General features: G+C 72.1%; 22 protein-coding genes, 1 tRNA gene and 1 other RNA gene. 11 read left to right on the top strand and 13 right to left on the bottom strand.

The window, feature by feature from the left end:
- Window positions 1–22: 22 nt before the first annotated feature.
- Window positions 23–392, bottom strand: an RNA gene (gene rnpB, locus AC0QR5_RS04235) — RNase P RNA component class A.
- Between the two features lie 57 nt (window positions 393–449).
- On the opposite strand from rnpB, the gene AC0QR5_RS04240 reads away from it, so the two are divergent.
- Window positions 450–1,232, top strand: a complete 783-nt coding sequence (locus tag AC0QR5_RS04240; RefSeq protein WP_329860748.1) for a YaaA family protein — start codon at window positions 450–452, stop codon at window positions 1,230–1,232.
- Between the two features lie 128 nt (window positions 1,233–1,360).
- Window positions 1,361–2,464: a trypsin-like serine peptidase gene (locus AC0QR5_RS04245; protein ID WP_329860750.1), complete on the top strand. Its 1,104-nt coding sequence runs from the start codon at window positions 1,361–1,363 to the stop codon at window positions 2,462–2,464.
- Window positions 2,465–2,485: 21 nt separating this feature from the next.
- Here AC0QR5_RS04245 and AC0QR5_RS04250 read toward each other — a convergent pair whose 3' ends face one another.
- Together AC0QR5_RS04250 and AC0QR5_RS04255 are read right to left on the bottom strand one after the other, a co-directional pair.
- Window positions 2,486–3,223 (bottom strand): zinc ribbon domain-containing protein, encoded by a 738-nt coding sequence (locus AC0QR5_RS04250; protein ID WP_329860751.1) that lies wholly within the window; start codon window positions 3,221–3,223, stop codon window positions 2,486–2,488.
- A 169-nt stretch (window positions 3,224–3,392) separates the two neighbouring features.
- A complete protein-coding gene (locus tag AC0QR5_RS04255; RefSeq protein WP_329860752.1) occupies window positions 3,393–4,346 on the bottom strand; it encodes a Nif3-like dinuclear metal center hexameric protein in 954 nt (317 codons plus the stop codon).
- A gap of 53 nt (window positions 4,347–4,399) precedes the next feature.
- On the opposite strand from AC0QR5_RS04255, the gene msrA reads away from it, so the two are divergent.
- The 3 genes from msrA (at window position 4,400) to epsC (ending at window position 6,628) form a co-directional block, all read left to right on the top strand.
- The gene (msrA, locus tag AC0QR5_RS04260) at window positions 4,400–4,975 is read left to right on the top strand and encodes a peptide-methionine (S)-S-oxide reductase MsrA (RefSeq protein ID WP_329860754.1); all 576 of its coding nucleotides are present in this window, start codon (window positions 4,400–4,402) and stop codon (window positions 4,973–4,975) included.
- A gap of 73 nt (window positions 4,976–5,048) precedes the next feature.
- Window positions 5,049–5,984, top strand: coding sequence for a cysteine synthase A (gene cysK, locus AC0QR5_RS04265; RefSeq protein ID WP_329860756.1), 936 nt, complete (start codon window positions 5,049–5,051; stop codon window positions 5,982–5,984).
- Between the two features lie 59 nt (window positions 5,985–6,043).
- On the top strand, window positions 6,044–6,628 hold the full coding sequence (epsC, locus tag AC0QR5_RS04270; protein ID WP_329860757.1) for a serine O-acetyltransferase EpsC: 585 nt from the start codon (window positions 6,044–6,046) through the stop codon (window positions 6,626–6,628).
- Between the two features lie 141 nt (window positions 6,629–6,769).
- Here the strand turns inward: epsC and gndA are convergent, their stop codons facing one another.
- The 4 genes from gndA to AC0QR5_RS04290 all read right to left on the bottom strand — a co-directional run bounded on the left by gndA (window position 6,770) and on the right by AC0QR5_RS04290 (window position 9,412).
- Window positions 6,770–8,206: an NADP-dependent phosphogluconate dehydrogenase gene (gene gndA, locus AC0QR5_RS04275; protein WP_329860758.1), complete on the bottom strand. Its 1,437-nt coding sequence runs from the start codon at window positions 8,204–8,206 to the stop codon at window positions 6,770–6,772.
- A gap of 184 nt (window positions 8,207–8,390) precedes the next feature.
- Window positions 8,391–8,463, bottom strand: a tRNA-Val gene (locus AC0QR5_RS04280).
- A 57-nt stretch (window positions 8,464–8,520) separates the two neighbouring features.
- Complete coding sequence (locus tag AC0QR5_RS04285) at window positions 8,521–8,994, bottom strand: redoxin domain-containing protein (RefSeq protein ID WP_329860760.1); 474 nt, start codon at window positions 8,992–8,994, stop codon at window positions 8,521–8,523.
- 1 nt (window position 8,995) lies between these two features.
- The gene (locus tag AC0QR5_RS04290; RefSeq protein ID WP_329860761.1) at window positions 8,996–9,412 is read right to left on the bottom strand and encodes a DUF3052 domain-containing protein; all 417 of its coding nucleotides are present in this window, start codon (window positions 9,410–9,412) and stop codon (window positions 8,996–8,998) included.
- A 320-nt stretch (window positions 9,413–9,732) separates the two neighbouring features.
- On the opposite strand from AC0QR5_RS04290, the gene aceE reads away from it, so the two are divergent.
- The 6 genes from aceE (at window position 9,733) to fabF (ending at window position 17,627) form a co-directional block, all read left to right on the top strand.
- A complete protein-coding gene (gene aceE / locus AC0QR5_RS04295; RefSeq protein WP_329860762.1) occupies window positions 9,733–12,474 on the top strand; it encodes a pyruvate dehydrogenase (acetyl-transferring), homodimeric type in 2,742 nt (913 codons plus the stop codon).
- A 174-nt stretch (window positions 12,475–12,648) separates the two neighbouring features.
- The gene (locus tag AC0QR5_RS04300) at window positions 12,649–13,857 is read left to right on the top strand and encodes a PucR family transcriptional regulator (protein WP_329860765.1); all 1,209 of its coding nucleotides are present in this window, start codon (window positions 12,649–12,651) and stop codon (window positions 13,855–13,857) included.
- Between the two features lie 77 nt (window positions 13,858–13,934).
- A complete protein-coding gene (locus tag AC0QR5_RS04305; RefSeq protein WP_329860767.1) occupies window positions 13,935–14,885 on the top strand; it encodes an ACP S-malonyltransferase in 951 nt (316 codons plus the stop codon).
- Window positions 14,882–15,937 (top strand): beta-ketoacyl-ACP synthase III, encoded by a 1,056-nt coding sequence (locus AC0QR5_RS04310; RefSeq protein WP_329860768.1) that lies wholly within the window; start codon window positions 14,882–14,884, stop codon window positions 15,935–15,937. Before AC0QR5_RS04305 ends, AC0QR5_RS04310 begins: the two co-directional genes overlap by 4 nt.
- An 86-nt stretch (window positions 15,938–16,023) precedes the next feature.
- A complete protein-coding gene (locus tag AC0QR5_RS04315) occupies window positions 16,024–16,269 on the top strand; it encodes an acyl carrier protein (RefSeq protein ID WP_329860770.1) in 246 nt (81 codons plus the stop codon).
- Window positions 16,270–16,388: 119 nt separating this feature from the next.
- Window positions 16,389–17,627, top strand: coding sequence for a beta-ketoacyl-ACP synthase II (gene fabF, locus AC0QR5_RS04320; protein WP_329860771.1), 1,239 nt, complete (start codon window positions 16,389–16,391; stop codon window positions 17,625–17,627).
- Window positions 17,628–17,795: 168 nt separating this feature from the next.
- Here the strand turns inward: fabF and AC0QR5_RS04325 are convergent, their stop codons facing one another.
- The 6 genes from AC0QR5_RS04325 to AC0QR5_RS04350 form a co-directional block, all read right to left on the bottom strand.
- On the bottom strand, window positions 17,796–18,299 hold the full coding sequence (locus tag AC0QR5_RS04325) for a DUF3145 domain-containing protein (protein WP_329860773.1): 504 nt from the start codon (window positions 18,297–18,299) through the stop codon (window positions 17,796–17,798).
- 143 nt (window positions 18,300–18,442) lie between these two features.
- Window positions 18,443–19,396 carry a tyrosine recombinase XerC gene (locus tag AC0QR5_RS04330; protein ID WP_329860915.1) on the bottom strand — a complete coding sequence of 318 codons (954 nt, stop codon included), beginning with the start codon at window positions 19,394–19,396 and terminating at the stop codon, window positions 18,443–18,445.
- A gap of 164 nt (window positions 19,397–19,560) precedes the next feature.
- Window positions 19,561–20,790 carry a DNA-processing protein DprA gene (gene dprA / locus AC0QR5_RS04335; RefSeq protein WP_329860774.1) on the bottom strand — a complete coding sequence of 410 codons (1,230 nt, stop codon included), beginning with the start codon at window positions 20,788–20,790 and terminating at the stop codon, window positions 19,561–19,563.
- Window positions 20,787–22,337: a YifB family Mg chelatase-like AAA ATPase gene (locus tag AC0QR5_RS04340; RefSeq protein ID WP_329860776.1), complete on the bottom strand. Its 1,551-nt coding sequence runs from the start codon at window positions 22,335–22,337 to the stop codon at window positions 20,787–20,789. Before AC0QR5_RS04340 ends, dprA begins: the two co-directional genes overlap by 4 nt.
- Window positions 22,334–22,693: a YraN family protein gene (locus AC0QR5_RS04345; protein WP_329860777.1), complete on the bottom strand. Its 360-nt coding sequence runs from the start codon at window positions 22,691–22,693 to the stop codon at window positions 22,334–22,336. Before AC0QR5_RS04345 ends, AC0QR5_RS04340 begins: the two co-directional genes overlap by 4 nt.
- A gap of 98 nt (window positions 22,694–22,791) precedes the next feature.
- The gene (locus AC0QR5_RS04350; RefSeq protein WP_329860779.1) at window positions 22,792–23,115 is read right to left on the bottom strand and encodes a DUF2469 domain-containing protein; all 324 of its coding nucleotides are present in this window, start codon (window positions 23,113–23,115) and stop codon (window positions 22,792–22,794) included.
- Window positions 23,116–23,126: the final 11 nt, after the last annotated feature.

Genomic DNA, 23,126 nt, shown 5'->3' on the forward strand with positions numbered 1-23,126 from the left:
CCGGGGCGCCAGACCGGGCCGGGGGACGGGATGGCCTGTACGCCGGGTTCTGTTCCGGAGCCGGTTGCCCGGCTTCCGGCGACGATCATCCATCTAGGGCCACCGTTGCCGATGGCCTCGAGCGGCCTACCCGGCTGCTCGGGCGGACAGCCCTCGATCACAGCCTGTCTGGCCTTGCTCCAGGTGGGGTTTACCGAGCCGGTCCGGTCACCCGGGCCGCTGGTGGTCTCTTACACCACCGTTTCACCCTGACCCGCGCGCGGCGGGCGGTCTCTTTTCTGTGGCACTGGCCTGCGGGTTGCCCCGAGTGGGCGTTACCCACCACCCTGTCCTGCGGAGCCCGGACGTTCCTCGGGCCGCCATCGGCGGCACGCGATCGTCCAGCCATCCCGTCCATCGGTCATTGTATCCCGCCGCGAGCCGAGAGCCTCTTGGCTAGGCTGGTCGGCGTGCTGATTCTCCTCCCGCCCTCCGAGGGCAAGCATGCCGCGGACCACGGCGAGCCCTTCTCCCTCGATTCCCTGTCCTTCCCGGGCCTCGGCCCCGAGCGCGGCCACGTGCTCGCTGCCCTGGCCGAGGCCTCCTCGGGCGAGGACGCCCATGCGGTCCTAGGCGTCGGCGAGTCCCTCGCCCACGAGATCGCCCGGAACCGGCGGCTCACGGAGCTTCCCGCGGCCCCGGCCCATACCGTCTACACGGGCGTCCTCTACGAGGCCCTCGGATACTCCGGCCTGACAGCCCCCCAGCGCCGGAAGGCCGACGCGTCGATCGTCGTGGTCTCCGCGCTCTGGGGCGCCGTGGGCTTCGCCGACCGGATCCCGGCCTACCGCCTCTCGATGTCCGTGAAGCTCCCGGGCATCGGCGGCCTCCCGGCTTGGTGGAAGCCGCGCCTGACGCCCGTCCTGGACGAGCGCTCCGGCGACGGCCTCGTCGTCGACTGCCGTTCCAGCAGCTACGCAGCCGCCTACGCTCCCCCGCCGGCCCGGACGGTCGCCGTCTCCGTGGTCCAGGAACGGGGCGGCGCCCGGAAGGTCGTGTCCCACTTCGCCAAGCACACCCGCGGCGAGCTCGCGCGGCACCTGCTGACGAGGCCGGGACGCCGCCCCGGAACACCGCACGCCGTGCTCACCGCCGCCCGGGAGAAGTGGCGGGCCGAGCTCGTCCCCGCCACCGCCCGGAAACCCCACCAGCTCGTCGTCGTCCTCCCGGAGGACCACAGCTTCTCCGTGTGAGCGGACCCCTCTTCTCGGGCCCGAGCGGTCCCTCCGCTCCGTGACGGACCGGTGACGCCAGGGAGCCTAAGCTCGCAGGGTCATCCCGCCGGACGCTGCGGTGCCCGGCCGTCCGAGAGAAGAAGACCATGCCTCAGCTTGAACCAGAGCCGCTGGACGCCGCCTGGGCGGCGGCGCGGCCGCAAAGTGGCGACGTCCCGCAGGAACTCAACGACCCGGCCAACTACCTCGTCTTCGACCGCGTCGCCGACGCCACCGGCGAAGGGCCTGCCGCGACGAGCGTGGATGCCGACGGCCGCCTCGCGATCACCGACCCCGAGAGCGTCCTGGGCATCGTGCTCGGTGCTGCCGAACCCAGCACGCCCGAGGACGTCCAGGCAGAGGTGGACGCCCTGCCGCGCTCGGCCGACGACGCGGACCCCGCCGACGGGGGCGGGGCGTACGTGCCGGACTGGATCGGCGTGTCCCCCACGCCGTCGATCGCGCCCGCGGCCGATCCCCAGGTCCTGATCCGGCGCAGCGGCGCCAAGGTCCGCCCCGAGTGGGTCATCCCTCCCGACAACCGCACCCCGTACTACCCCAATACCTATCCGTTCTCCTGCGTGGGCAGGATCTTCGTCTGGCGCAATGCCGCCACTCCGAACTGGACGTGGTGGGGCACCGCGGGGCTTCTCGGGACGCGCACCATCCTCACGGCCAGCCACGTCGTGCCCTGGGGTTCGGCGAACTGGAAGGCCCTGTTCGTCCCCGCGTTCTACGACGGCGCCTCGATCCACGGCTCCTGGGCCGCATCCTGGGTGACCAACGTCCGCGGCTACCAGCGTCATGCCCAGGGCGACGACATGGCCGTGCTGCGCCTCGCCGTGCCGCTCGGCAACAACCTGGGCTGGTTCGGGTTCCAGACCTACCGTCCGGCGTGGCAGGACCGGAACATCTGGACGCTTCCCGGATACCCGTGGGACAAGGACGGCGGCAACCGGCCGTGGCTGCACTTGAACTTCCCGATCATCGACGACGACAACGACGGCGCCGGGGTCGAGCTCGAGTACCGGGCCGACACGGAAGGCGGCCAGAGCGGGGCGCCGGTGTTCGCGTGGTTCAGCGGGACGCCGTGCGTCGTCGGCACCCATTCCGGCGGTGAGGACAACTTCGGGGAACCGCGCCAAAACGTGGCGGCCGGCGGAGCGGCCTTGACCAACCTCCTGCACTGGGCCCGGTCCACCTGGCCGTAGGCCGCCGCGGTCCGCCCGGGCTCAGTTCCAGTCGGCGGACCGCACGAGGATGCAGCCGGAGTCGGGGCAGTAGACGACGTCGTCGTCGGCCGCGGCCTTGATCTCTGCGAGGTCCCCGGGCGCCAGCTTCATGCCCGAGCCCTCCGACGCGCCGTGGTACAGGCGCGCCGCGCCGATGCCCCGCTGCGCCAGGCGCTTCTCGTACAGCGCCAGCAACCCCGGGTCGAGCTCGGCGGACAAGGCATCGCGGCCGGACTGGACCTCGCCGCGCTCCGCGCCGACGGCCTCCAGCTCCGAGTCCCGCCGCGCCTCCTCAGCGGCGAGCGCTGCGTCCGCCTGGGCCGAGGCCGCCGCCGCCTGCTCCCGGGCGGCGCCGACCTCCTCGAGCGCCTCCATGAGCTCCAGCTCGGCGTCCTCGAGCTCCGACTTCCGCGCCGCGAGGGTCTCGAGCTCGTGCTGGAGTCCCATGAGGCTCTTGGAGTCGCCGAAGCCGCTCTCGAGCTGCTTGCGGTCCTTCTCGATCCGGGCCTGGACCCGCTCGACCTCCTGCTCGGACGCCGCCAGCGCGGCCCGCGCCTCCTCCTGCGCGGCGTCCGCCTCGGCCAGTTCCGCCCGCAGCGTGGCCCCGATGGCCGCGGCGGCCGCGACGCCGGGGTCCTGGGCGAGCTCGGCCGCGCGGCGCTTGAGCGCCTGCAGCCGGGAATCGAACGCCTGCAGGTCCAGCAGGCGGTGCTGCTCCTGCTGCGGGGCCTTGGCCATGGTCGGCTCCGTTCTGCCGGTCCGGGGCTGGCCCGGTTCCGGCGGTGAGTGCTCTCGCCCGGTGCGGCGGGTGCGGCGCACCGTGATGCCCCAGCCTAGTGCGCACCGACCGCCCCGGGCCACTGGAGGGGCCGCTGCGGCGGACGACGCCGGGGCCCGGCCCGGGAGCTCAGGCGCCGGGGGTCAGGACGAAGTCCCAGGGATCGGTGTTGATGCCGCTCACGGCGATCTCCACCTCGAAGTCCTGGTCCCGCAGGACGTTCCCGAGGGCCTCCGCGGCCGCCGGCAGCCACAGCCATTCGCTCGCGAAATGGGAGACGTCCACGAGGTAGGGCCGGCCGTTGACCGCCTCCTCCCGCGCCTCGGACGCCGGATGGTGCCGCAGGTCGGCCGTGACGTAGACATCCGCGCCGCTGGCCCGGACACGGTCGAAGAGCCCGTCTCCCGCTCCCCCGCAGACCGCGACGCGGCGGACGACGCCGAGCCGGTCGCCTGCCACCCGAACGCCGCCGGCCACCGCGGGCATGGCGCCGAAGACGCGGGCCGCGAAGTCCCCCAGGGTCATCGCCGACGGGAGCGATCCGACCCGGCCGATGCCCTCCTCCGGCAGGCCTGCGTCGGCGGGCGCGAGCGGCTCGACGTCCACGAGGCCCAGGATGTCGGCCAGCACGTCCGAGACCCCGCCGACGGCGGAGTCCCCGTTGGTGTGGACCGTGGCGAGTGCGCACCCCGCCTCGATGAGCTGGTGCACGGCCTCCCCCTTGGCCGTCGTCGCGGCCACGCCGTGCACGCCACGCAGCAGCAGGGGGTGGTGGGTGATGAGCAGGGACACGCCCCGCTCCACCGCGTCCCGGACGACGGCGACCGTCGGGTCGACCGCGAAGAGGATCCGGCGCACGGGGTTCTCCGGGCGGCCCGCGACGAGCCCGACCTGGTCCCAGCCCTCGGCGAGCGAGGCGGGCCAGAGTTCCTCGATCGCCACGAGGACCTCGCCCAGCGTCGGCGCGTTCCCGGCGGCCGCGGCCTCCTCCGCCGCAGCGTCCTGCGCATCCGGCCCCGCCCCTGCGTCGTCGGCGGGCTCGGCGTGCCCGGAGGACCGGGCGCCGTCGTCGTCTGTTCTCATGCCTTCTACGGTAGCGCGGGAATCTTTCGCAGGCGCCGCGGCTTAAGGAGTGTGTGAGTACCCGAGCCTTCACCCAGGAACGCGGCGCGCCCTCGGGCACGTCGACGACCACGTTCATCCTCGCCGGAGGCTGTTTCTGGTGCCTCGACGCCGTCTACCGCAGGGTCCGGGGCGCCGTGGACGTCGTCTCCGGCTACATCGGCGGGCACGACCCCGAGCCCCGCTACCTCGAGGTCTGCTCGGGGACCACCGGGCACGCCGAGGCGGTCGCCGTCACATTCGATCCCGAGGTCGTGCCCGCGGACGTCATACTTGACATCTTCTTCGCGACGCACGATCCCACGACGCCGAACCGCCAGGGCTACGACGTCGGCACGCAGTACCGCTCGGCGATGTTCTACCTGGACGAGCCGCAGAAGTCGGCGTTCCACGCGGCGCTCGAGCGCAACCAGGAGCGCTGGGACGCGCCGATCGTGACCGAGATCGTGCGGGCCCCGCGCTTCCACGTGGCCGAGGAGGAGCACCAGGACTTCTACGGACGCAACCCCTGGGAGGGCTATTGCCGCGTCATCATCAACCCCAAGCTCGCCAAAGCCAGGAAATATTACTCCGAGTGGCTCCTTGACTGAGCGCCCTGAGGGGCTTGACTAGTCTGGATCCGGAGAATTGCACCGCCTCAGACCAGAGAAACAGGGGAAATCCATGGGCAAGATCTACAACAACGTCACCGAACTGGTGGGACGCACGCCGCTCGTGCGCCTGAACCGCCTCGCCGAGGGCCTGCCCGGCCAGGTCGCCGTCAAGCTCGAGTTCTACAATCCGGCCAACTCGGTCAAGGACCGCATCGGCGTGGCCATCGTCGACGCCGCCGAGGCCGCCGGCGCCCTCAAGCCCGGCGGGACGATCGTCGAGGGGACCTCGGGCAACACCGGGATCGCCCTGGCACTCGTCGGCGCGGCCCGCGGCTACCGCGTGATCCTGACCATGCCGGAGACCATGTCCACCGAGCGCCGCGTCATGCTGCGCGCCTTCGGCGCCGAGATCGTGCTGACGCCGGGCTCGGAGGGCATGCGCGGCGCCGTGGAGAAGGCCAAGGAGATCGTGGCCTCGACCGAGAACTCCATCTGGGCGCAGCAGTTCGCCAACGACGCCAACCCGAAGATCCACCGCGCGACGACCGGCCAGGAGGTCTGGGACGACACCGACGGCGCCGTCGACGTGTTCGTCTCCGGCATCGGCACCGGCGGCACCATCACCGGCGCGGGGGCCCTGCTCAAGGAGCTCAAGCCGTCCGTGCAGGTCGTCGCGGTCGAGCCCAAGGACTCCCCCATCCTCAACGGCGGCACCCCCGGCCCGCACAAGATCCAGGGCCTCGGGGCCAACTTCATCCCGGAGATCCTGGACACCGGGGTCTACGACGAGGTCATCGACGCCTCGATCGAGGACGCCGTGGCGACCGCCCGGGCCCTCGGGACCCAGGAGGGCATCCTCGGCGGCATCTCCTCCGGAGCGGCCGTGTGGGCCGCCCTGCAGGTCGCCGCCCGCCCGGAGAATGCCGGTAAGCTCATCGTGGCCGTCGTCCCCGACTTCGGCGAACGCTACATCTCCACGCTCCTCTACGACGACATCCGCGGCTAGTCCCCTCCCGGCCGCCGCGGGGCACCCGCGGCGGCCACCACAACCAGCAAAGGCACGGTGTGAGCTTCTTCTCCCGACTCAAGGAAGACCTCGAGGGCGCCCGGGCGCACGACCCGGCGGCACGGGGGAACACCGAGAACCTCCTGGCCTACTCGGGCCTGCATGCCATCTGGATCCACCGCCTGACGCACCGCTTGTGGCAGAACGAGTCGCTGCGGCTGCCCGCGCGCCTGATCTCGCAGCTGGGCCGGTTCCTGACGGGGATCGAGATCCATCCGGGGGCGACGATCGGGCGCCGCTTCTTCATCGACCACGGCATGGGCGTCGTCATCGGCGAGACCGCGGAGATCGGCAACGACGTGATGATCTACCACGGGGTCACGCTCGGCGGCCGCTCGCTGGCCAAGGTCAAGCGGCACCCGACGATCGGAGACCGCGTGGTGATCGGGGCCGGCGCCAAGGTGCTGGGTCCCATCGTGATCGGGGCCGACTCCGCGATCGGGGCCAACGCCGTCGTCGTCAAGGACGCGCCCCAGGACAGCATCATCACCGGCATCCCGGCCAGCAACCGGCCCCGGCGCCCGGAGGAGCACAAGCCGGCCGTCGATCCGGCGGAGTACATCGACCCCGCGATGTGGATCTGACCCCCTCCGTCGCCTCGGCGCACGCCCGTCCAGGGCACGCCTGAGCCCGGGCGCAGGACAACGCAGGACGACGGCGGAACCCCGGTTCCGCCGTCGTCCTGCGTTGTGCCGTGGGCGGGGCGTGCGCCCCGCGCCCGGACCCTAGTGGGTGTCGACCGCGGACACCTCGGAGCGATCCCCGCTCCAGAGCGTGTGGAAGGTCCCCTCGGCGTCGACGCGGCCGTAGGTGTGGGCGCCGAAGAGGTCGCGCAGCCCCTGGGTCAGGGCGGCCGGCAGGCGGTCGCGGCGCAGGCCGTCGTAGTAGGCCAGCGAGGAGGCGAACACGGGCACGGGGATGCCCAGGCGCACCGCGGCGGAGACAACGCGGCGCCAAGCCGGGACGGCGGCCGCGATGGCCTCGCTGAAGGCCGGTGCCAGCAGCAGGTTCTCGGGGCGCTCGCCGCCGGCGTAGGCCCGCGTGATCTCCTTCAGGAGCTCGGCCCGGATGATGCAACCGCCGCGCCACAGGGAGGCGATCTCGTCCAGCTTGAGCTCCCAGCCGTAGTTGTCGGCGGCCGAGGTCAGCATGTCCAGGCCCTGCGCGTAGCTGACGAGCTTGGACGCGTACAGCGCCTGGCGCACGTCCTCGACGAAGCCGTCGCCGAGCTCGGCCTCGAGCTCGGCCCCGGCGAGCACGCCGTTGGCCGCGGCGCGCTGGGCACGCTGGGAGGACAGGCCGCGGGCGAAGACCGACTCGGCGATCGCTGAGACGGGCGAGCCGAGCTCGAGCGCGGAGACGACCGTCCAGCGGCCCGTCCCCTTCTGCCCGGCGGAGTCGACGATGACGTCGACGAGCGGCTTGCCCGTCTTGGCATCGACGTGGCCGAGCACCTCGGCGGTGATCTCGATGAGGAAGGACGCGAGCTCGCCACGGTTCCACTCCTCGAAGATCGCGGCCTGCTCGGCCGGTTCGATCCCGGCGGCGGAGCGCAGGAGGTCGTAGGCCTCGCCGATGACCTGCATGTCGGCGTACTCGATCCCGTTGTGGACCATCTTGACGAAGTGGCCGGCGCCGTCGGTGCCGATCCATGCGCAGCACGGCTCGGAATCGACCTTGGCGGAGATCTTCTCGAGCATCGGGCCGAGGGCCGCGTAGGAGTCCTTGGAGCCGCCGGGCATGATCGAGGGGCCCAGGAGCGCCCCCTCCTCGCCGCCGGAGACGCCGATGCCCACGAAGTGCAGGCCCTTCTCGGCGAGGGCGGCCTCGCGGCGGCGCGTGTCCTCGTAGTGGGAGTTGCCGGCGTCGATGACGATGTCGCCCTCCTCGAGGAGCGGCACGAGCTGTTCAATGACGGAGTCGACCGGCGCACCCGCCTTGACCATGATGAGGACCCGGCGCGGCACTTCGAGGGCGTCCACGAGCTCCTGCAGGGACTCGGTGCGGACAAACTCGCCCTCGGAGCCGTGGGCCGCGAGGAGCGCGTCGGTCTTCTCCACCGAGCGGTTATGCAGGGCCACCGTGTAGCCGTTGCGGGCGAAGTTGCGGGCGAGGTTCGCGCCCATGACGGCAAGGCCGGTGACGCCGATCTGTGCTGGCATGCTGGAATGTCCTCCAAGGAAAGCGGTGTGGGGTGCCTCGGTCTCGGCCCCCGCACCAGCCTAGTTGGCGGGGTGCGAGCCAGACCACTCTTTGCCCAAATAAGTACTACCTTTGAGGATCCCGGTCCCGGGGAAACGGCAAGGCGTCCGCCCCCTGGGTTCCGGGGAACGGACGCCTGATGCGTGGGCCCTACCGGGATCGAACCGATGACATCCACGGTGTAAACGTGGCGCTCTACCAGCTGAGCTAAAGGCCCTTGCGGTGCACGAGCCTACCGTGGGCGCTCCCGGCCGGCCAAACGCGGTGGCGCGGCTCAGGCGCGCCGGAGCGCCCGGGCCGCGCTTCGATAGCGTTCGACGGGCCGCTGGGCGTCCGGGGCACTGCCGAAGCGGTCGGCGATGCGCCCGCCCGAGAGCAGGAAGGTCTCGCGCAGCGCGCGTCCATGCTCCGGGTCGAAGCAGCCGAAGGCCGTGGCCGCCGCGCCGTGCGGCCAGAAGTCGGAGAGCAGCCCAAAGCCGAGGCCCTCCTCCGCGGCGTAGGCGCGCAGGGCGTACTTGTGGTCCACGGACACGCCATAGACCCCGATCCCCTGCTCCTCCAGTTCCGGGCGCAGCGCCTCCAGGGCCCCGAGCTCCGAGGTGCACACGCGCGAGAACGCGAACGGGTAGAAGACGAGGAACGCGTCCTCGTCCGCGAAGCGCCCGGAATCGACGGGCGCGCCAAACTGGTCCACGAGCGAGAAGCGCGGGACGGCGCTTCCGACGCCGGGGCCCGCCAGGGCGGGCACGCTAGTTCTTGCGCCGCGGCACGAGCCGCGACGCCGACCAGTCCTGGGAGACGCCCTCGCTGCTCGTGACGTGGAGCCCCGCGGTCGGGGCGCTTTCCTGGATCTCCACCGGCTTGACGTGGCCGTCCCGTCCCGCCTTGGGAGTCAGCAGCCAGACCACTCCGCCCTCGTCGAGGTTGGTCAGCGAGTCCATGAGGGCATCGACGAGGTCGCCGTCGCCGTCGCGCCACCACAGGACGATCCCGTCGACGACGTCGTGGTCCTCCTCGCTCAGGAGCTCCGCACCCGTCAGGTCCTCCAGCGCCTCGCGCAGTTCGAAATCGACGTCGTCGTCATAGCCGAGCTCCTGCAGCAGGTCGCCGTCCTTGAAGCCCATCTTGCCCACGGCCGCGCTGTGTGCGGCTCCGGCCTCGCTCACGTTTGTCCTCCTCGGGGTGGTTGCCGTCACCCCAAGCCAACACCTTTTGTCCCCGTCCATCAAGCGGACCCCGTCCGACACGCTTCCGGGAGCCCCCGGGGCCCGCCCCGGCGTCGTACTCGGCCCCGCAAACGCACCGGCTACGCATCCGGTGCCGCGGCGCACTAGAGTGGCTGGAAAGGTGCCCAACGGCCAACCCGCCGCCGGAGCACCACCACAACCGGCGGCCAGGGCCGCCGCGGTGGGCCGAGCCGGGCCGTCCACGACGCCCGTCCCCGCCGGAATCCCCACGCTGTACCCGTAACAAGGAGAAGTTGGACGTGGCTGAAGACGATCACATTTCCCACATCCGCAGCGGCTTGACCAGCCAGCTGCCGGACCGCGATCCGGAGGAAACCGCCGAATGGCTGGAGTCGTTCGACGATCTTGTTGAGACCCAGGGCACGGAGCGCGCGCAGTTCATCGTCCGCTCGCTGCTCCAGCGCGCGGGCGCCAAGAGCGTCGGCGTCCCGATGGTCACCACGACCGACTACGTCAATACGATTCCGGTCGACCAGGAGCCCGAGTTCCCGGGGAACGAGGAGATCGAGCGCCGTTACCGGGCGTGGATGCGGTGGAACGCGGCGGTGATGGTGCACCGGGGCCAGCATCCCTCGATCGGGGTCGGTGGGCATATCTCGACCTACGCGGGCGCGGCGACGCTGTACGAGGTGGGTTTCAACCACTTCTTCCGCGGCAAGGACCACCCCGGCGGCGGGGACCAGGTCTTCTTCCAGGGCCACGCCTCCCCGGGGATGTATTCCCGCGCGTTCATGGAGGGCCGGCTGTCCGAGGAGGACCTCGACGGCTTCCGGCAGGAGAAGTCCAAGGAGGGCCACGCGCTGCCCTCCTACCCGCACCCGCGGAACATGCCCGGGTTCTGGGAGTTCCCGACCGTGTCGATGGGCATCGGCCCGGCGAACGCGATCTACCAGGCCCAGGCCAACCGCTACCTGCACAACCGCGGGATCAAGGACACCTCGGATCAGCACGTGTGGGCGTTCCTGGGCGACGGGGAGATGGACGAGCCCGAGAGCCGCGGCTTCCTCCAGCTGGCCGCGAACGAGCAGCTGGATAACCTGACCTTCGTCATCAACTGCAACCTGCAGCGCCTGGACGGGCCGGTGCGCGGTAACGGGAAGATCATGCAGGAGCTCGAGGCGTTCTTCCGCGGCGCGGGCTGGAACGTCATCAAGGTCGTCTGGGGCCGCGAGTGGGACGAGCTTCTGGACCGCGACGAGCACGGGGCGCTGGTGGACATCATGAACCAGACCCCGGACGGGGACTACCAGACCTACAAGGCCGAGTCCGGCGGCTTCGTGCGCGAGCACTTCTTCGGCAAGTCCCCCGAGACCAAGGACATGGTCGCCGACTACAGCGACGAGCAGATCTGGAACCTCAAGCGCGGCGGCCACGACTACCACAAGGTCTATGCCGCCTACCGCGCCGCGACCGAGTTCAAGGGCAAGCCCACGGTGATCCTGGCCAAGACGGTCAAGGGCTACGGCCTGGGCCCGCACTTCGAGGCCCGCAACGCCACGCACCAGATGAAGAAGCTGACCCTGGAGGACCTCAAGGCCTTCCGCGACCACCTGCGCATCCCGATCTCCGACGAGGAGCTCGAGAAGGACCCCTACCTGCCCCCGTACTACCACCCGGGCTTCGAGGCCCCCGAGGTGAAGTACCTGCTCGAGCGCCGCGCCGCGCTCGGCGGGGCCGTGCCCGAGCGGCGCGTGAAGGACCGGGAGCTCGCCCTGCCCGGGGACAAGGCCTACGAGATCGCCAAGCGCGGCTCCGGCAAGCAGCAGGCCGCGACCACGATGGCGTTCGTGCGCCTGCTCAAGGACCTGATGCGGGACAAGGAGTTCGGGAAGCGGATCGTGCCGATCGTCCCGGACGAGGCCCGCACCTTCGGCATGGACTCCTTCTTCCCGACCGCGAAGATCTACAACCCCAAGGGGCAGAACTACCTCTCCGTGGACCGGGACCTGGTCCTGGCCTACAAGGAGTCCCCCGCCGGGCAGATCCTGCACCCGGGCATCAACGAGGCCGGCGCCGTCGCGGCGATGACCGCGACCGGGACCTCCTACGCCACCCACGGCGAGCCGCTGATCCCGATCTACGTGTTCTACTCGATGTTCGGCTTCCAGCGCACCGGGGACTCCTTCTGGGCCGCGGCGGACCAGATGGCCCGCGGCTTCATCATCGGCGCGACCGCCGGCCGGACCACGCTCACCGGCGAGGGCCTGCAGCACGCCGACGGGCACTCCCCCCTGCTGGCCTCGACCAACCCGGCCGTGATCACCTACGACCCGGCCTACGGCTACGAGATCGGGCACATCATGCGCGCCGGCCTCGAGCGCATGTACGGCGGGAACCACCCGGATCCCAACGTCATGTACTACCTCACGGTCTACAACGAGCCGATCATCCAACCGGCCGAGCCGCAGGAACTGGACGTCGACGGGCTGCTCGGAGGCATCTACCTGGCCGCTCCGGCCAAGGTCGACGGTCCCCGGACCCAGCTGCTCGCCTCCGGCGTCTCCGTGCCGTGGGCCGTCGAGGCCCAGCAGATCCTCGCCGACGAGTGGGGCGTCTCCGCCGACGTCTGGTCCGTCACCAGCTGGACCGAACTACGCCGCGACGGCCTCGCCGCCGAGGAGGAGGCGTTCCTCAACCCCGGCTCCGAGGCCCGCGTCCCGTTCGTCACCCAGCAGCTCGCCGGCGCGACCGGCCCGATCGTGGCCGTGTCCGACTACATGAAGGCCGTCCCGGACCAGATCCGCCAGTTCGTCCCGAACGAGTTCGCGACCCTCGGCGCCGACGGCTTCGGCTTCTCCGACACCCGCGCCGCCGCACGCCGCTTCTTCAAGATCGATGCCCACAGCATCGTGGTCCGGGCCCTGGAGATGCTCGGACGCCGCGGCGAGGTCCCCGCCGAGGCCGCCGCCCAGGCCTTCGAGAAGTACCGCCTGGCCGACGTCAACGCCGGGACCTCCGGCACCGTGGGAGGCGACGCGTAGGCGACGCCACCACCGCGAGGGCCCCGGGAGCGCAGGCTCCCGGGGCCCTCGCGCGTCCCGGCCGCGACGCACAGCGCCGACCGCCGGCCGGGACCTGGGCGTGGCCCCGGCGTCGTCCTTTTGTACGGTTCACACAAAATGGTGCCGTGCGCCACGCCTGCGTATCCTCGAAGCATGACTGAAGAGCGCCCGGCCCAGCCGGCCCGCATCCGGCCCGTGCGGCAGACCCAGGCGAGCCCCGAGACGCTCGCCCGGCTCAAGTCGCATTTGGGCGTCTTGTCCACGGTCGCGCTCAAACACCTCGACCAATCGCTGCCCTGGTACCGGGGGCTGCGGCCCGAGGAGCGCGCGGCCCTCGGACTCGTGGCCCAGAAGGGCATCGCCTCCTTCGTCTCCTGGTACGAACGGCCCACATCGCCCCAATGGGTCCTCACCGATGTCTTCGGCGCCGCGCCGACCGAGCTCACGCGCTCCATCTCCCTGCAGAAGGCGCTCCAGCTGATCCGCACGATCGTCGAGGTCGTCGAGAACCAGGTCCCCGACCTCGCGCCGGAAGCGGACCAGGTGCAGCTGCGCGAGGCCGTGCTGCGCTACTCCCGCGAGGTCGCCTTCGCCGCCGCCGACGTCTACGCGCGGGCCGCCGAGTCCCGCGGCGCATGGGACAGCCGGCTCGAGGCCCTCGTCGTCGACGCCGTCCTGCGCGGCGAGGGCGCCGACGCCCTGCGCTCCCGTATCGCCGCCGTCGGCTGGACCTCGCAGAGCGGGATCCACGTCATGGTCGGCAGCGCGCCGGACGCCGCCTCCCCGGGGTTCGTCGGCGAGCTGCGCCGCGCCGGGCTGCGCCACGCACAGGACTGCCTCGTCGGGATCCAGGGCGAACGGCTCATCCTGATGCTCGGCGGCGTCGCCGAGGACCGGGACGGCTTCGGGCGGCTCGCCGAGTACTTCGGCCCGGGGCCGGTGGTCTACGGCCCCCGGGCGAGCAGCCTCAAGGAGGCGGCCGGGTCCGCCCACGCGGCGTTCGCCGGCCTGGCCGCTGCCGGCGCGTGGCTCCTCGCGCCGCGCCCCGTCTCGGCCGACGACCTGTGGCCGGAACGGGTCATGAACGGTGACGCCGCGGCGCGGACCTCGCTCGCCGAGGCGATCTTCGAGCCCCTCGTCGCCGCGGGGAACGGCCTCGTCGAGACGCTCACGAGCTACCTGGCGCTCGGCCATTCCCTCGAGGGAACGGCGCGGGAGCTGTTCGTCCATGCGAACACCGTGCGCTACCGGCTCAAGCGCGTCTGCGACATCACGGGGTGGGATCCGCTCATCCCCCGCGAGGCCTTCGTCCTCCAGACCGCCCTCGTCGTGGGGCGGCTCGAGCGCGCGAAGGCCTTGTAGGATACCTACAAGGCGTTCCGACGAGCTTGGTGCGCCACGACACCCGTTCACGCCCACATCTTTGGAAAGCTGGAACAGTGCTAGCAATCGTGTGCCCCGGCCAGGGATCCCAGACGCCGGGCTTCCTGTCCCCATGGCTCGAGCTCCCCGGCGTCGCCGACCACCTCGCCTCCCTCTCGGAGATCGCCGGGCGCGACCTCGCCGCCCACGGCACGGTCTCCGACGAGGAGACGATCAAGGACACCGCCGTCGCGCAGCCGCTCATCGTCGCCGCCGGCCTCGTGTCCGCACGCGCCCTGTTCGCCGGCGGGGCCCTGCCGGCCGGGACCGTCCTCGCCGGGCACTCCGTCGGCGAGATCACCGCGAGCGCCCTGTCCGGCGCCCTGGGCGAGGCCGACGCCGTGACGTTTGTCCGCGAACGCGCCAACGCGATGGCCGAGGCCGCCGCCGCGACGCCCACCGGCATGACCGCCGTCCTCGGCGGCGATCCGGACGAGGTCGCCGCGGCGATCTCCGCCGCCGGGCTGACCGCCGCCAACGCCAACGGCGCGGGCCAGACGGTCGCCGCCGGGACCCTCGAGCAGCTCGCCGCCTTCGCCGCCGAGCCCCCGTCCAAGGCCCGCGTCATCCCGCTGAAGGTCGCCGGCGCGTTCCACACCCACCACATGTCCCCGGCCGTCGACGTGCTGCGGGAGCTCGCCCCCCGGCTCGCCCCCGCGGATCCGGCCACGACGCTCCTGAGCAACTACGACGGCGCACCCGTCACCGACGGCGCGGCCAACCTCGACAGCCTCGTCGCCCAGGTCTCCCGCCCCGTGCGCTGGGACCTCTGCATGGAACGGCTCGCCGCCCTCGGCGTGACGGGCCTGCTCGAGCTCCCGCCCGCCGGCACGCTCACGGGCCTGGCCCGCCGCGGCCTCAAGGGCGTGGCCACCCTCGCGCTGAAGTCCCCCGAGGACCTCGACGCCGCCCGCGCCTTCGTGGCCGAGCATTCCGCGACCACCGATGGAGAGGACTCCCCCGCATGAGCCCCACCCTGGCCCAGAAACCGCTCCGCGAGCACACCCGCATCCACGGCGTCGGCGCGTTCCGCCCGGACGTGATCGTCACCAACGACGACGTCTGCCAGTGGATCGACTCCTCCGACGAGTGGATCCGCCAGCGCACGGGGATCGTCACGCGCCACCGCGCCGGCGCCGAGACCTCGCTGCTGGACATGGCGGAGGGCGCCGCCCGGGACGCCCTCGCGGCAGCGGGCATCGAGGCGTCACAGCTCGGCGCCGTGATCGTGAGCACCGTGACGTTCCCCTACGCCACGCCGTCGGCCGCCTCCGCCCTCGCCGAGCGGCTCGGCGCCACGCCGGCCCCCGCGTTCGACATCTCCGCCGCGTGCGCCGGGTACTGCTACGGGATCGCCCAGGGCGACGCCCTCGTGAAATCCGGCTCCGCCGAGTACGTCCTCGTCGTCGGCGCCGAGAAGCTCTCCGACTTCATCGACCGGCACGAGCGCACCATCTCCTTCCTCCTCGGCGACGGCGCCGGCGCGGTCGTCATCGGCCCGGCCGACGCCCCCGGGATCGGTCCCTCCATCTGGGGCTCCGACGGCGGAAAGTGGGACGCGATCGGCATGACGCACTCGCTCGTCGACCTCCGCGACGTCGTCGTCGAGGCCGAAGAGGAGCTCGACGGTTCGTTCCCCGTCGGGACGTCCGAGGCCAAGCTGTGGCCGACGCTGCGCCAGGACGGGCAGACCGTGTTCCGCTGGGCCGTGTGGGAAATGGCCAAGGTCGCCAAGCGCGCCCTCGAGGAGGCCGGCATCCAGGCCTCGGATCTCGCCGCGTTCCTGCCGCACCAGGCCAACATCCGGATCATCGACGAGATGGTCAAGCAGCTCAAGCTGCCCGAGGACGTCGTCGTCGCCCGCGACATCGTCGACTCGGGGAACACGTCCGCCGCCTCCATTCCGCTCGCCATGCACCGCCTGCTCCAGGAGCAGCCGGAACTCTCCGGCGGACTCGCCCTGCAGATCGGCTTCGGCGCGGGCCTGGTCTTCGGCGCGCAGGTCATCGTCCTGCCCTAGGCTGGACGCGGACACCACAGATCCCCGTCGCCCGCGCGGCGGAACACACGTCGGGACAGCCCCGGCACAAGAGAAAGGGAGCCACCATGGCTAGCAACGAAGAAATCCTGGCCGGCCTGGCCGAGATCGTCAACGAAGAGACCGGCCTTGCCACCGAGGCGGTCGAGCTGGACAAGTCCTTCACCGACGACCTCGACATCGACTCCATCTCGATGATGACGATCGTCGTCAACGCCGAGGAGAAGTTCGACGTCAAGATCCCCGACGAGGAAGTCAAGAACCTCAAGACCGTCGGCGACGCCGTCAACTTCATCGCCTCCGCCCAGGCCTAGCCTGCGGTAGGCGACGGCGGCGGGACTCTCCGCCGTCGGACGGGCGGTCCCCCGCACCCCGGCGGGCCGCCCGTCGCAGCATCCCCGATCGACCCTCCATCAGGACAGAGAGAAGACCCATGGCACGCAAAGTAGTCATCACCGGGCTCGGCGCGACCACGCCGATCGGCGGGGATGTCCCGACCCTCTGGGCGAACGCGCTCAAGGGCGTCTCCGGGGCCCGGACCCTCGAGGATCCCTGGGTCGAGGAATTCCAGCTGCCCGTCCACTTTGCGGCCCGGGCCTCGACCCCCGCCTCCGAGGTGCTCAGCCGCGTCGAGATGAAGCGCATGGACCCCTCGACGCAGTTCGCCGTCGTCGCCGCGCGCGAGGCCTGGCGGGACTCGGGCATCGAGGAGATCGACCACGACCGCTTCGCCGTGGCGTTCGCGACCGGCATCGGCGGCGTCTGGACCCTCCTCGACGCGTGGGACACGCTCAAGGAGAAGGGGCCCCGCCGCGTCCTGCCGATGACCGTTCCGATGCTGATGCCGAACGGTCCCGCCGCCGCCGTCAGCCTCGACCTCGGCGCGCGCGCCGGCGCCCACACGCCCGTCTCGGCCTGCGCTTCCGGCACCGAGGCGATGGACGTGGGCCTCAAGCTCATCCGCGACGGCAAGGCGGACGTGGTCATGGTCGGCGGCGCCGAGGCCGCCATCCACCCGATGCCGCTCGCCTCCTTCGCCGCCATGCAGGCGCTCTCCAAGCGCAACGACGATCCCGAGCACGCCTCGCGCCCGTACGACATCGACCGCGACGGCTTCGTCATGGGCGAAGGCGCGGGTGCCCTGGTCCTCGAGGCGGAGGAACACGCGCTGGCCCGCGGAGCCAGGATCTACGCCGAGCTCGCCGGGACCTCCGTGACCGCCGACGCCTACCACATCACCGCCCCGGACCCCGAGGGTCTGGGCGCGACGCGCGCGCTGAAGGCCGCGATGTTCGACGGCCGGATCCAGCCCGAGGACGTCGTCCACGTCAACGCGCACGCGACGTCGACCCCCGTCGGAGACAAGCCGGAGTACACCGCGCTGAAGGCCGCCCTCGGGAACCGCGTCGACGATGTCGCCGTCTCGGCCACGAAGTCGCAGATGGGGCACCTCCTCGGCGCCTCGGGCGCCGTCGAGTCGGTCCTGACGGTCCTGGCGGTCCACGAGCGCCGGGCCCCGGTGACGATCAACCTGGAGAACCAGGACCCCGACATCCCGCTCGACGTCGTCACGGGAACCCCGCGGGAGCTTCCGGCGGGCCAGGTCGTCGCCCTGAACAACTCTTTCGGCTTCGGAGGGCACAACGCCGTCGTGGCGATCCGGAGCGTCTAGGCAGCGCACCTCGTGCGAAGGGCCGGGAGCGGAACCCGAGGGTTCCGCGCCCGGCCCTTCCCTGTTGCTGTTGCCGTTGCCGCAGCCGCAACCGTCCGTGGTATCCCGGGGCACGGCTGCGCCCGCCGGCTGGAGGTCCGGCGGGCGCTCGTCGGGATTCGGAGGGCCCTAGCCGACCTGGTGCAGCCAGCGGACGGGAGCCCCGTCGGTGGCGTGGCGGAACGGCTCGAGCTCCTCGTCCCACGCCTCGCCGAGCGCCAGGGAGAGCTCCTGGTAGACGGCGGCGGGATCGCCCGAGCCCTGTTCATAGGCGTAGCGGATGCGGTCCTCGCCGACCATGATGTTGCCGGCGCTGTCCGTCGTGGCGTGGAAGATCCCGAGCTCGGGAGTATGGGACCAGCGGCTGCCGTCGGCTCCGGGGCTCGGTTCCTCCGTCACCTCGTAGCGGAGGTGGGCCCAGCCGCGCAGGGCGGAGGCCAGCTGCGCGCCGATTCCCTGCGGTCCCGCCCAGGCGATCTCGGAGCGGTACATTCCGGGCGCGGCGGACTGCGGCGACCACTTCAGATCGGTCCGCTCGTCGACGACGGAACCGATCGCCCACTCGATATGCGGGCACAGTGCAGAAGGGGCCGAGTGTATGAACAAGGTGCCCCGCGTCGTTGGTACAGACATGCCATCCTCCAGTTGCCGTTGGTACGTCTTCCCCTACGACCAAGCGGATCCTGTGGAACAGCGGTGTCACTAGGGATCATTGTGCACGATTACGGCGCCGCGCGCCACCGGCCGCACCGGAAGGCCACGGTGCGGCCTTCCGCTCAGGCGCGGGGGTGCGCCTGCTGGTAGCTCTGGCGCAGCCTGTCCACCGAGACGTGCGTGTAGAGCTGGGTCGTGTTCAGGGAGCTGTGGCCGAGGAGCTCCTGGACGGCGCGCAGGTCCGCCCCGCCGTCCAGCAGGTGCGTGGCGGCGGTGTGGCGCAGGGCGTGGGGGCCGGAGGCGGCGGTGTCGCCGAGGCGGGCCAGTGCCCGGGCGACGGCGTCGCGGGCCTGGCGCTGGCCCAAGCGGCCGCCGCGGAGCCCCAGGAAGAGCGCCCGCCCGCTCCGGTCGTTCGCGAGCACGGGCCGTCCGCGCCGCAGCCAGTCCGAGACGGCGTCGAGGGCGGGAACGCCGAAGGGCACGGTCCGCTCCTTGTCCCCCTTGCCGATGACGCGCACGGTGCGGCGGTCGTGGTCGACGTCGTCGAGGTCGATCCCCACGAGCTCGCCGACGCGCAGGCCGGTGGCGTAGAGGAGCTCGAGCAGGGCGCGGTCGCGGTCGTGCCGGGCGGTCGCCGTGGCGTCGTCGTCCTCCAGCGCATCCGCGGACTGCTCGAGGAGGCGGTCCACTTGGGGACGCTGGAGCACGTGGGGCAGGACGCGTTCGGCCCGGGGTGCGAGGAGCCGCGCGGCGGCGTTGGACTCGACGATGCCCTCCCGGCGGGCCCAGGCCAGGAAGGTCCTGACGGCGGCCGTGCGGCGGGCCAGCGTGGATCGTGCGAGGCCGGACTCGCGCTGCTCACCGAGCCACCAGCGCAGGAATCCCAGGTCGAAGTCCTCCCAGCGTGCGATGCCCTGCGTGGCGGCGGACGCGATGAGTGACCGGACGTCGCCGATGTAGGCGCGGACGGTATGCGCGCTCCGGCCCCGTTCCAGCCGCAGGTGCCGTTCGAAGCCGTCGAGGGCGGCCACGAGGGCGGGCGCGGCGGTGGGCCGCTCCCCCGGATTCGACTGCATGGCGTCCATTCCCCCAGCTTGCCCGGAGGCGACGCGCATCCCAAGGCTCCACGCCGCATGGCACCCTGCCACCGTTCCACACGGCCTCCGGCCCTCGCACCCTGTGGTCCCCGGCGTCGGCCGGCGCCGTCCGCCGCCGCCCCTCGGGACCGGCCGTTACGGACCTACCCTTCCGCGGGCCGCACGCGCTGCCAGCCGCCCTCCGTCCGCCGTGCCAGGCCGCGCGCCTCGAGGCGCGACAGCCCGCCGAGGACCGCTCCGATGCCGAGCCCCGCCACCGCGGTGAGCTTGTCGGGGCTTGCGCCGCTGCGGACGGGGAGGGCATCGAGCAGCAGGAGGTCCTGGATGTCGAGGCCGTCGTGCGGGCGGCGGGCTTGCGCGTCGCGGGCGTCCTCCGCCGCCCGGGCGGGAGCGGAGAGCGCGCCGCCGGCCTGCCCCAGGAGTTCGAGGGCCTCCGCGGCGTCGGTGACCGCGACGGCCGCGCCCTCGCGCAGCAGGCGGTGGCATCCGGCGGAGTTGCTCGAGAACACCGAACCCGGAACGGCCCCGACCTCGCGGCCGATCTCGGCGGCCCGCCGCGCGGTCGTCAGGGCGCCGGAGCGCCATCGCGCCTCGACGACGATCGTGGCCCCGCACAGCGCGGCGATGATCCGGTTCCGCTGGAGGAAGCGCCAGCGGTTCGGATTCGCGCCGGGTGCGACCTCGGCGAGCAGCACGCCGTCCCCGGCGACCGCGCGCAGGAGTTCCTCGTTACCGGCCGGATAGAAGCGGTCCAGCCCGCCCGCCATCACGGCGATCGTCGGCGGGGATGCGGTCCCCGCCGGCGCCGAGAGGGCCGCCGCGTGGGCGCGCGCGTCGATGCCGAACGCCCCGCCGGAGACGACGGTGACGCCGGCCGAGACCACCTGGGCGCTCAGCTGCGCGGTCACCTGGCGGCCGTAGTCGGTGGCGTCCCGGCTTCCCACCACGGCCATCAACCGGGAGGCCTCCGCGATGCGGCGCGGCAATTCCCGGCCCCTCCACCACAGGCCCAACGGGGCGGCCGGGCCGAGGTCATCGAGCTGCCGTGGCCATGCCTCGTCCTCGGGAACGAGCAGCCCTCCGCCGAGCCGGGCCATGGTGGCGAGGTCCCGTTCGGGCCGCGCGTCGGCGGCCCGGGGCCGCCACCGCTCCAGGCCCCGGTCGAGGCGCAGCTCCTGGCGCGGGGAGCCGTCCAGGAGCTCTGCGACGGCCTGCTGAAGCGCCGCGGGGGCCTGTCCCGTGTGTCCCGTGATGAGGCGGTAGGCATCGACGGGGCCGGCGGCCCTCACCAGCGCGTTCCCGGTGGCGTCGTTGGGCTCGAACAAGCGGGCCAGTCCGGCACGGGCCGTCCTGATGCGTTCGATCTCGTTCATGCCGCCTCCCCGGTGGCCTGCCGCAAGTGCAGGGCGATCTCCACATCCTCGGTCCCGGGACGTCCTGCGCCCCGGAGGTCGGCGACGGTCCAGGCGATGCGCAGCACGCGCCCGTGTCCGCGTGCCGTCAGCCGCCCCTCGTCCATGAGCCGCCCGAGCGACGCGGCGGCGCCGCGCTCGGGGGCCAGCTCTCCGGCGAGTTCCCGGCGGCCCAGCTCCGCGTTCCGGTTGAGGCCGAACCCGGCCAGGCGCTCCCGCTGGAGCCTCCGCGCCTCAGCGACCCTCCCGGCCACGGTGGACGAGTCCTCTCCGCTGCCGCCGGCCAGGTCGAGCGAGGTCACCCGCGGGACCTGCACCTGGAGGTCGATCCGGTCCAGGAGCGGCCCGGAGAGCCTCCCGAAGTACCGTCGGCGCTGCTGGGCGGAGCACGTGCAGAGCAGTCCCTTGCCCACCGACATCCCGCAGGGGCAGGGATTGGCCGCGAGGACGAGCTGAAAGCGGGCGGGATAGCTCGCCGAGCCGGCGGCCCGGTGCAGGGTCAGCCGCCCCGATTCGAGGGGCTGGCGGAGGGCGTCGAGGACCTTGACGGAGAACTCGGGGGCCTCGTCGAGGAACAGGACTCCGCGGTGCGCCCTCGAGGCGGCCCCGGGGCGCGGCAGTCCCGATCCGCCGCCAATGAGGGACGCCATCGTGGCGCTGTGATGCGGGCTCTCGAACGGGGGCCGGCGGATGAGCCGCTCGAGCGGCCCGGCGCCCCCGGCAAGGGAGTGCACGGCCGTGGTCTCGAGGGCCTCGGCGTCATCGAGCTCCGGCAGGATCCCGGGAAGCCGCTCGGCGAGCATCGTCTTCCCGGCCCCGGGCGGACCCACCATCATCAAGTGGTGTCCCCCGGCCGCCGCGACCTCGAGGGCGAAGCGCGCCTCGTGCTGGCCGGAGAGATCGGCCAGGTCAGGCGGCTTGACCGGCCCGTCGCTCCCAGGATCCGGTGCGGCCGGCGCCGGATTGGCCGGCGGGGCATGGTGCCTCACGAGGCGTGCCGGATCGGCACCGAGCGCGTGGAGCACCTCGCTCAGGTGCGCATAGCCGTGCACCGTGGCGCCCGAGACGAGTTCGGCCTCGGCCCGGTTCCCCGCGGCGACGACGACGTCGCTCCGGCCGGCGGCCACGGCCGCCATGACGGCGGGCAGCACGCCCTGGACGGGCCGCAGGCAGCCGTCCAGGCCGAGCTCGGCGAGGAAGACGGCGTCGCGCGGCGGCCGCACCTCGCCGGCGGCCGCGAGGGCCGCGACGACGATGGCGAGGTCGAAGCCCGAGCCGCGCTTGGGCAGCGACGCGGGCACGAGGTTCACGGTGATGCGGCGTGGGCTGAGCTCGATCCCGCTGTTGCGGGCGGCCGAGCGGATCCGGTCCTTGGATTCCGCCAGCGACGCGTCGGGCAGGCCGAGCAGGATGAAGGCGGGCAGTCCGCCGCCGATATCGGCCTCGACGTCCACGATGGAGCCGTTCAGCCCCACGAGCGAGACGGCGGAGGCCCTGCCCAGGCTCATGGCGCCACCGCCCGGTAGTAGTCGATCCGGTGCCGTCCATCCGGCTCGACGAGGACCGCCGCGACGTCGACGCGGCCCGCGTCGGAGCGCATCCCGTGCTCTCGGCACCATTGCCGCACCAGGACGTGCAGCCTCCTCAGCTTGTCGCCGCGCACGGCCTCCGCAGGGTGCCCGAAGCCGATGCCGGTCCGCGTCTTCACCTCGACTCCCGCGACCGCCGTCCCGTCGAGGACGACGAGGTCCAGCTCCCCGGCCCGGCACCGCCAGTTGCGGTCCAGGACGGTGCATCCCAGGTCGGCGAGGTAGCGGGCGACGAGTTCCTCGCCGCGGGCCCCGAGCCGTTGATTGTGTGCCATGTTCCACCTCCGCGACCAGTCTCGGGCACGGGAAAGGGCCCCGGACGCGTGTCCGGGGCCCTTGTGGATGGGAGGCCGCCTGGCGGCCCTGTGGAGGCCTAGCCGAGGCCCGCGCCCTTGGGAATCGTCAGGTCCTCGGACTTGCTCAGTTCCTCCACGTTGACGTCCTTGAAGGTGATGATGCGGACGTTCTTCACGAACCGCGCGGTGCGGTAGACGTCCCACACCCAGGCGTCCTGCAGCTTGACGTCGAAGTAGATCTCGCCGTCGGCGGACTTCGGCACCAGGTCGACGTGGTTGGCCAGGTAGAAGCGCCGCTCCGTTTCGACGACGTAGCTGAACAGGTTCACCACGTCGCGGTACTCGCGGTAGAGCTGCAGCTCCATGTCGGTTTCGTAGTTCTCGAGATCTTCAGCGCTCATCGTTCCTCCTG

It is taken from the genome of Arthrobacter sp. J156, from assembly GCF_056172865.1.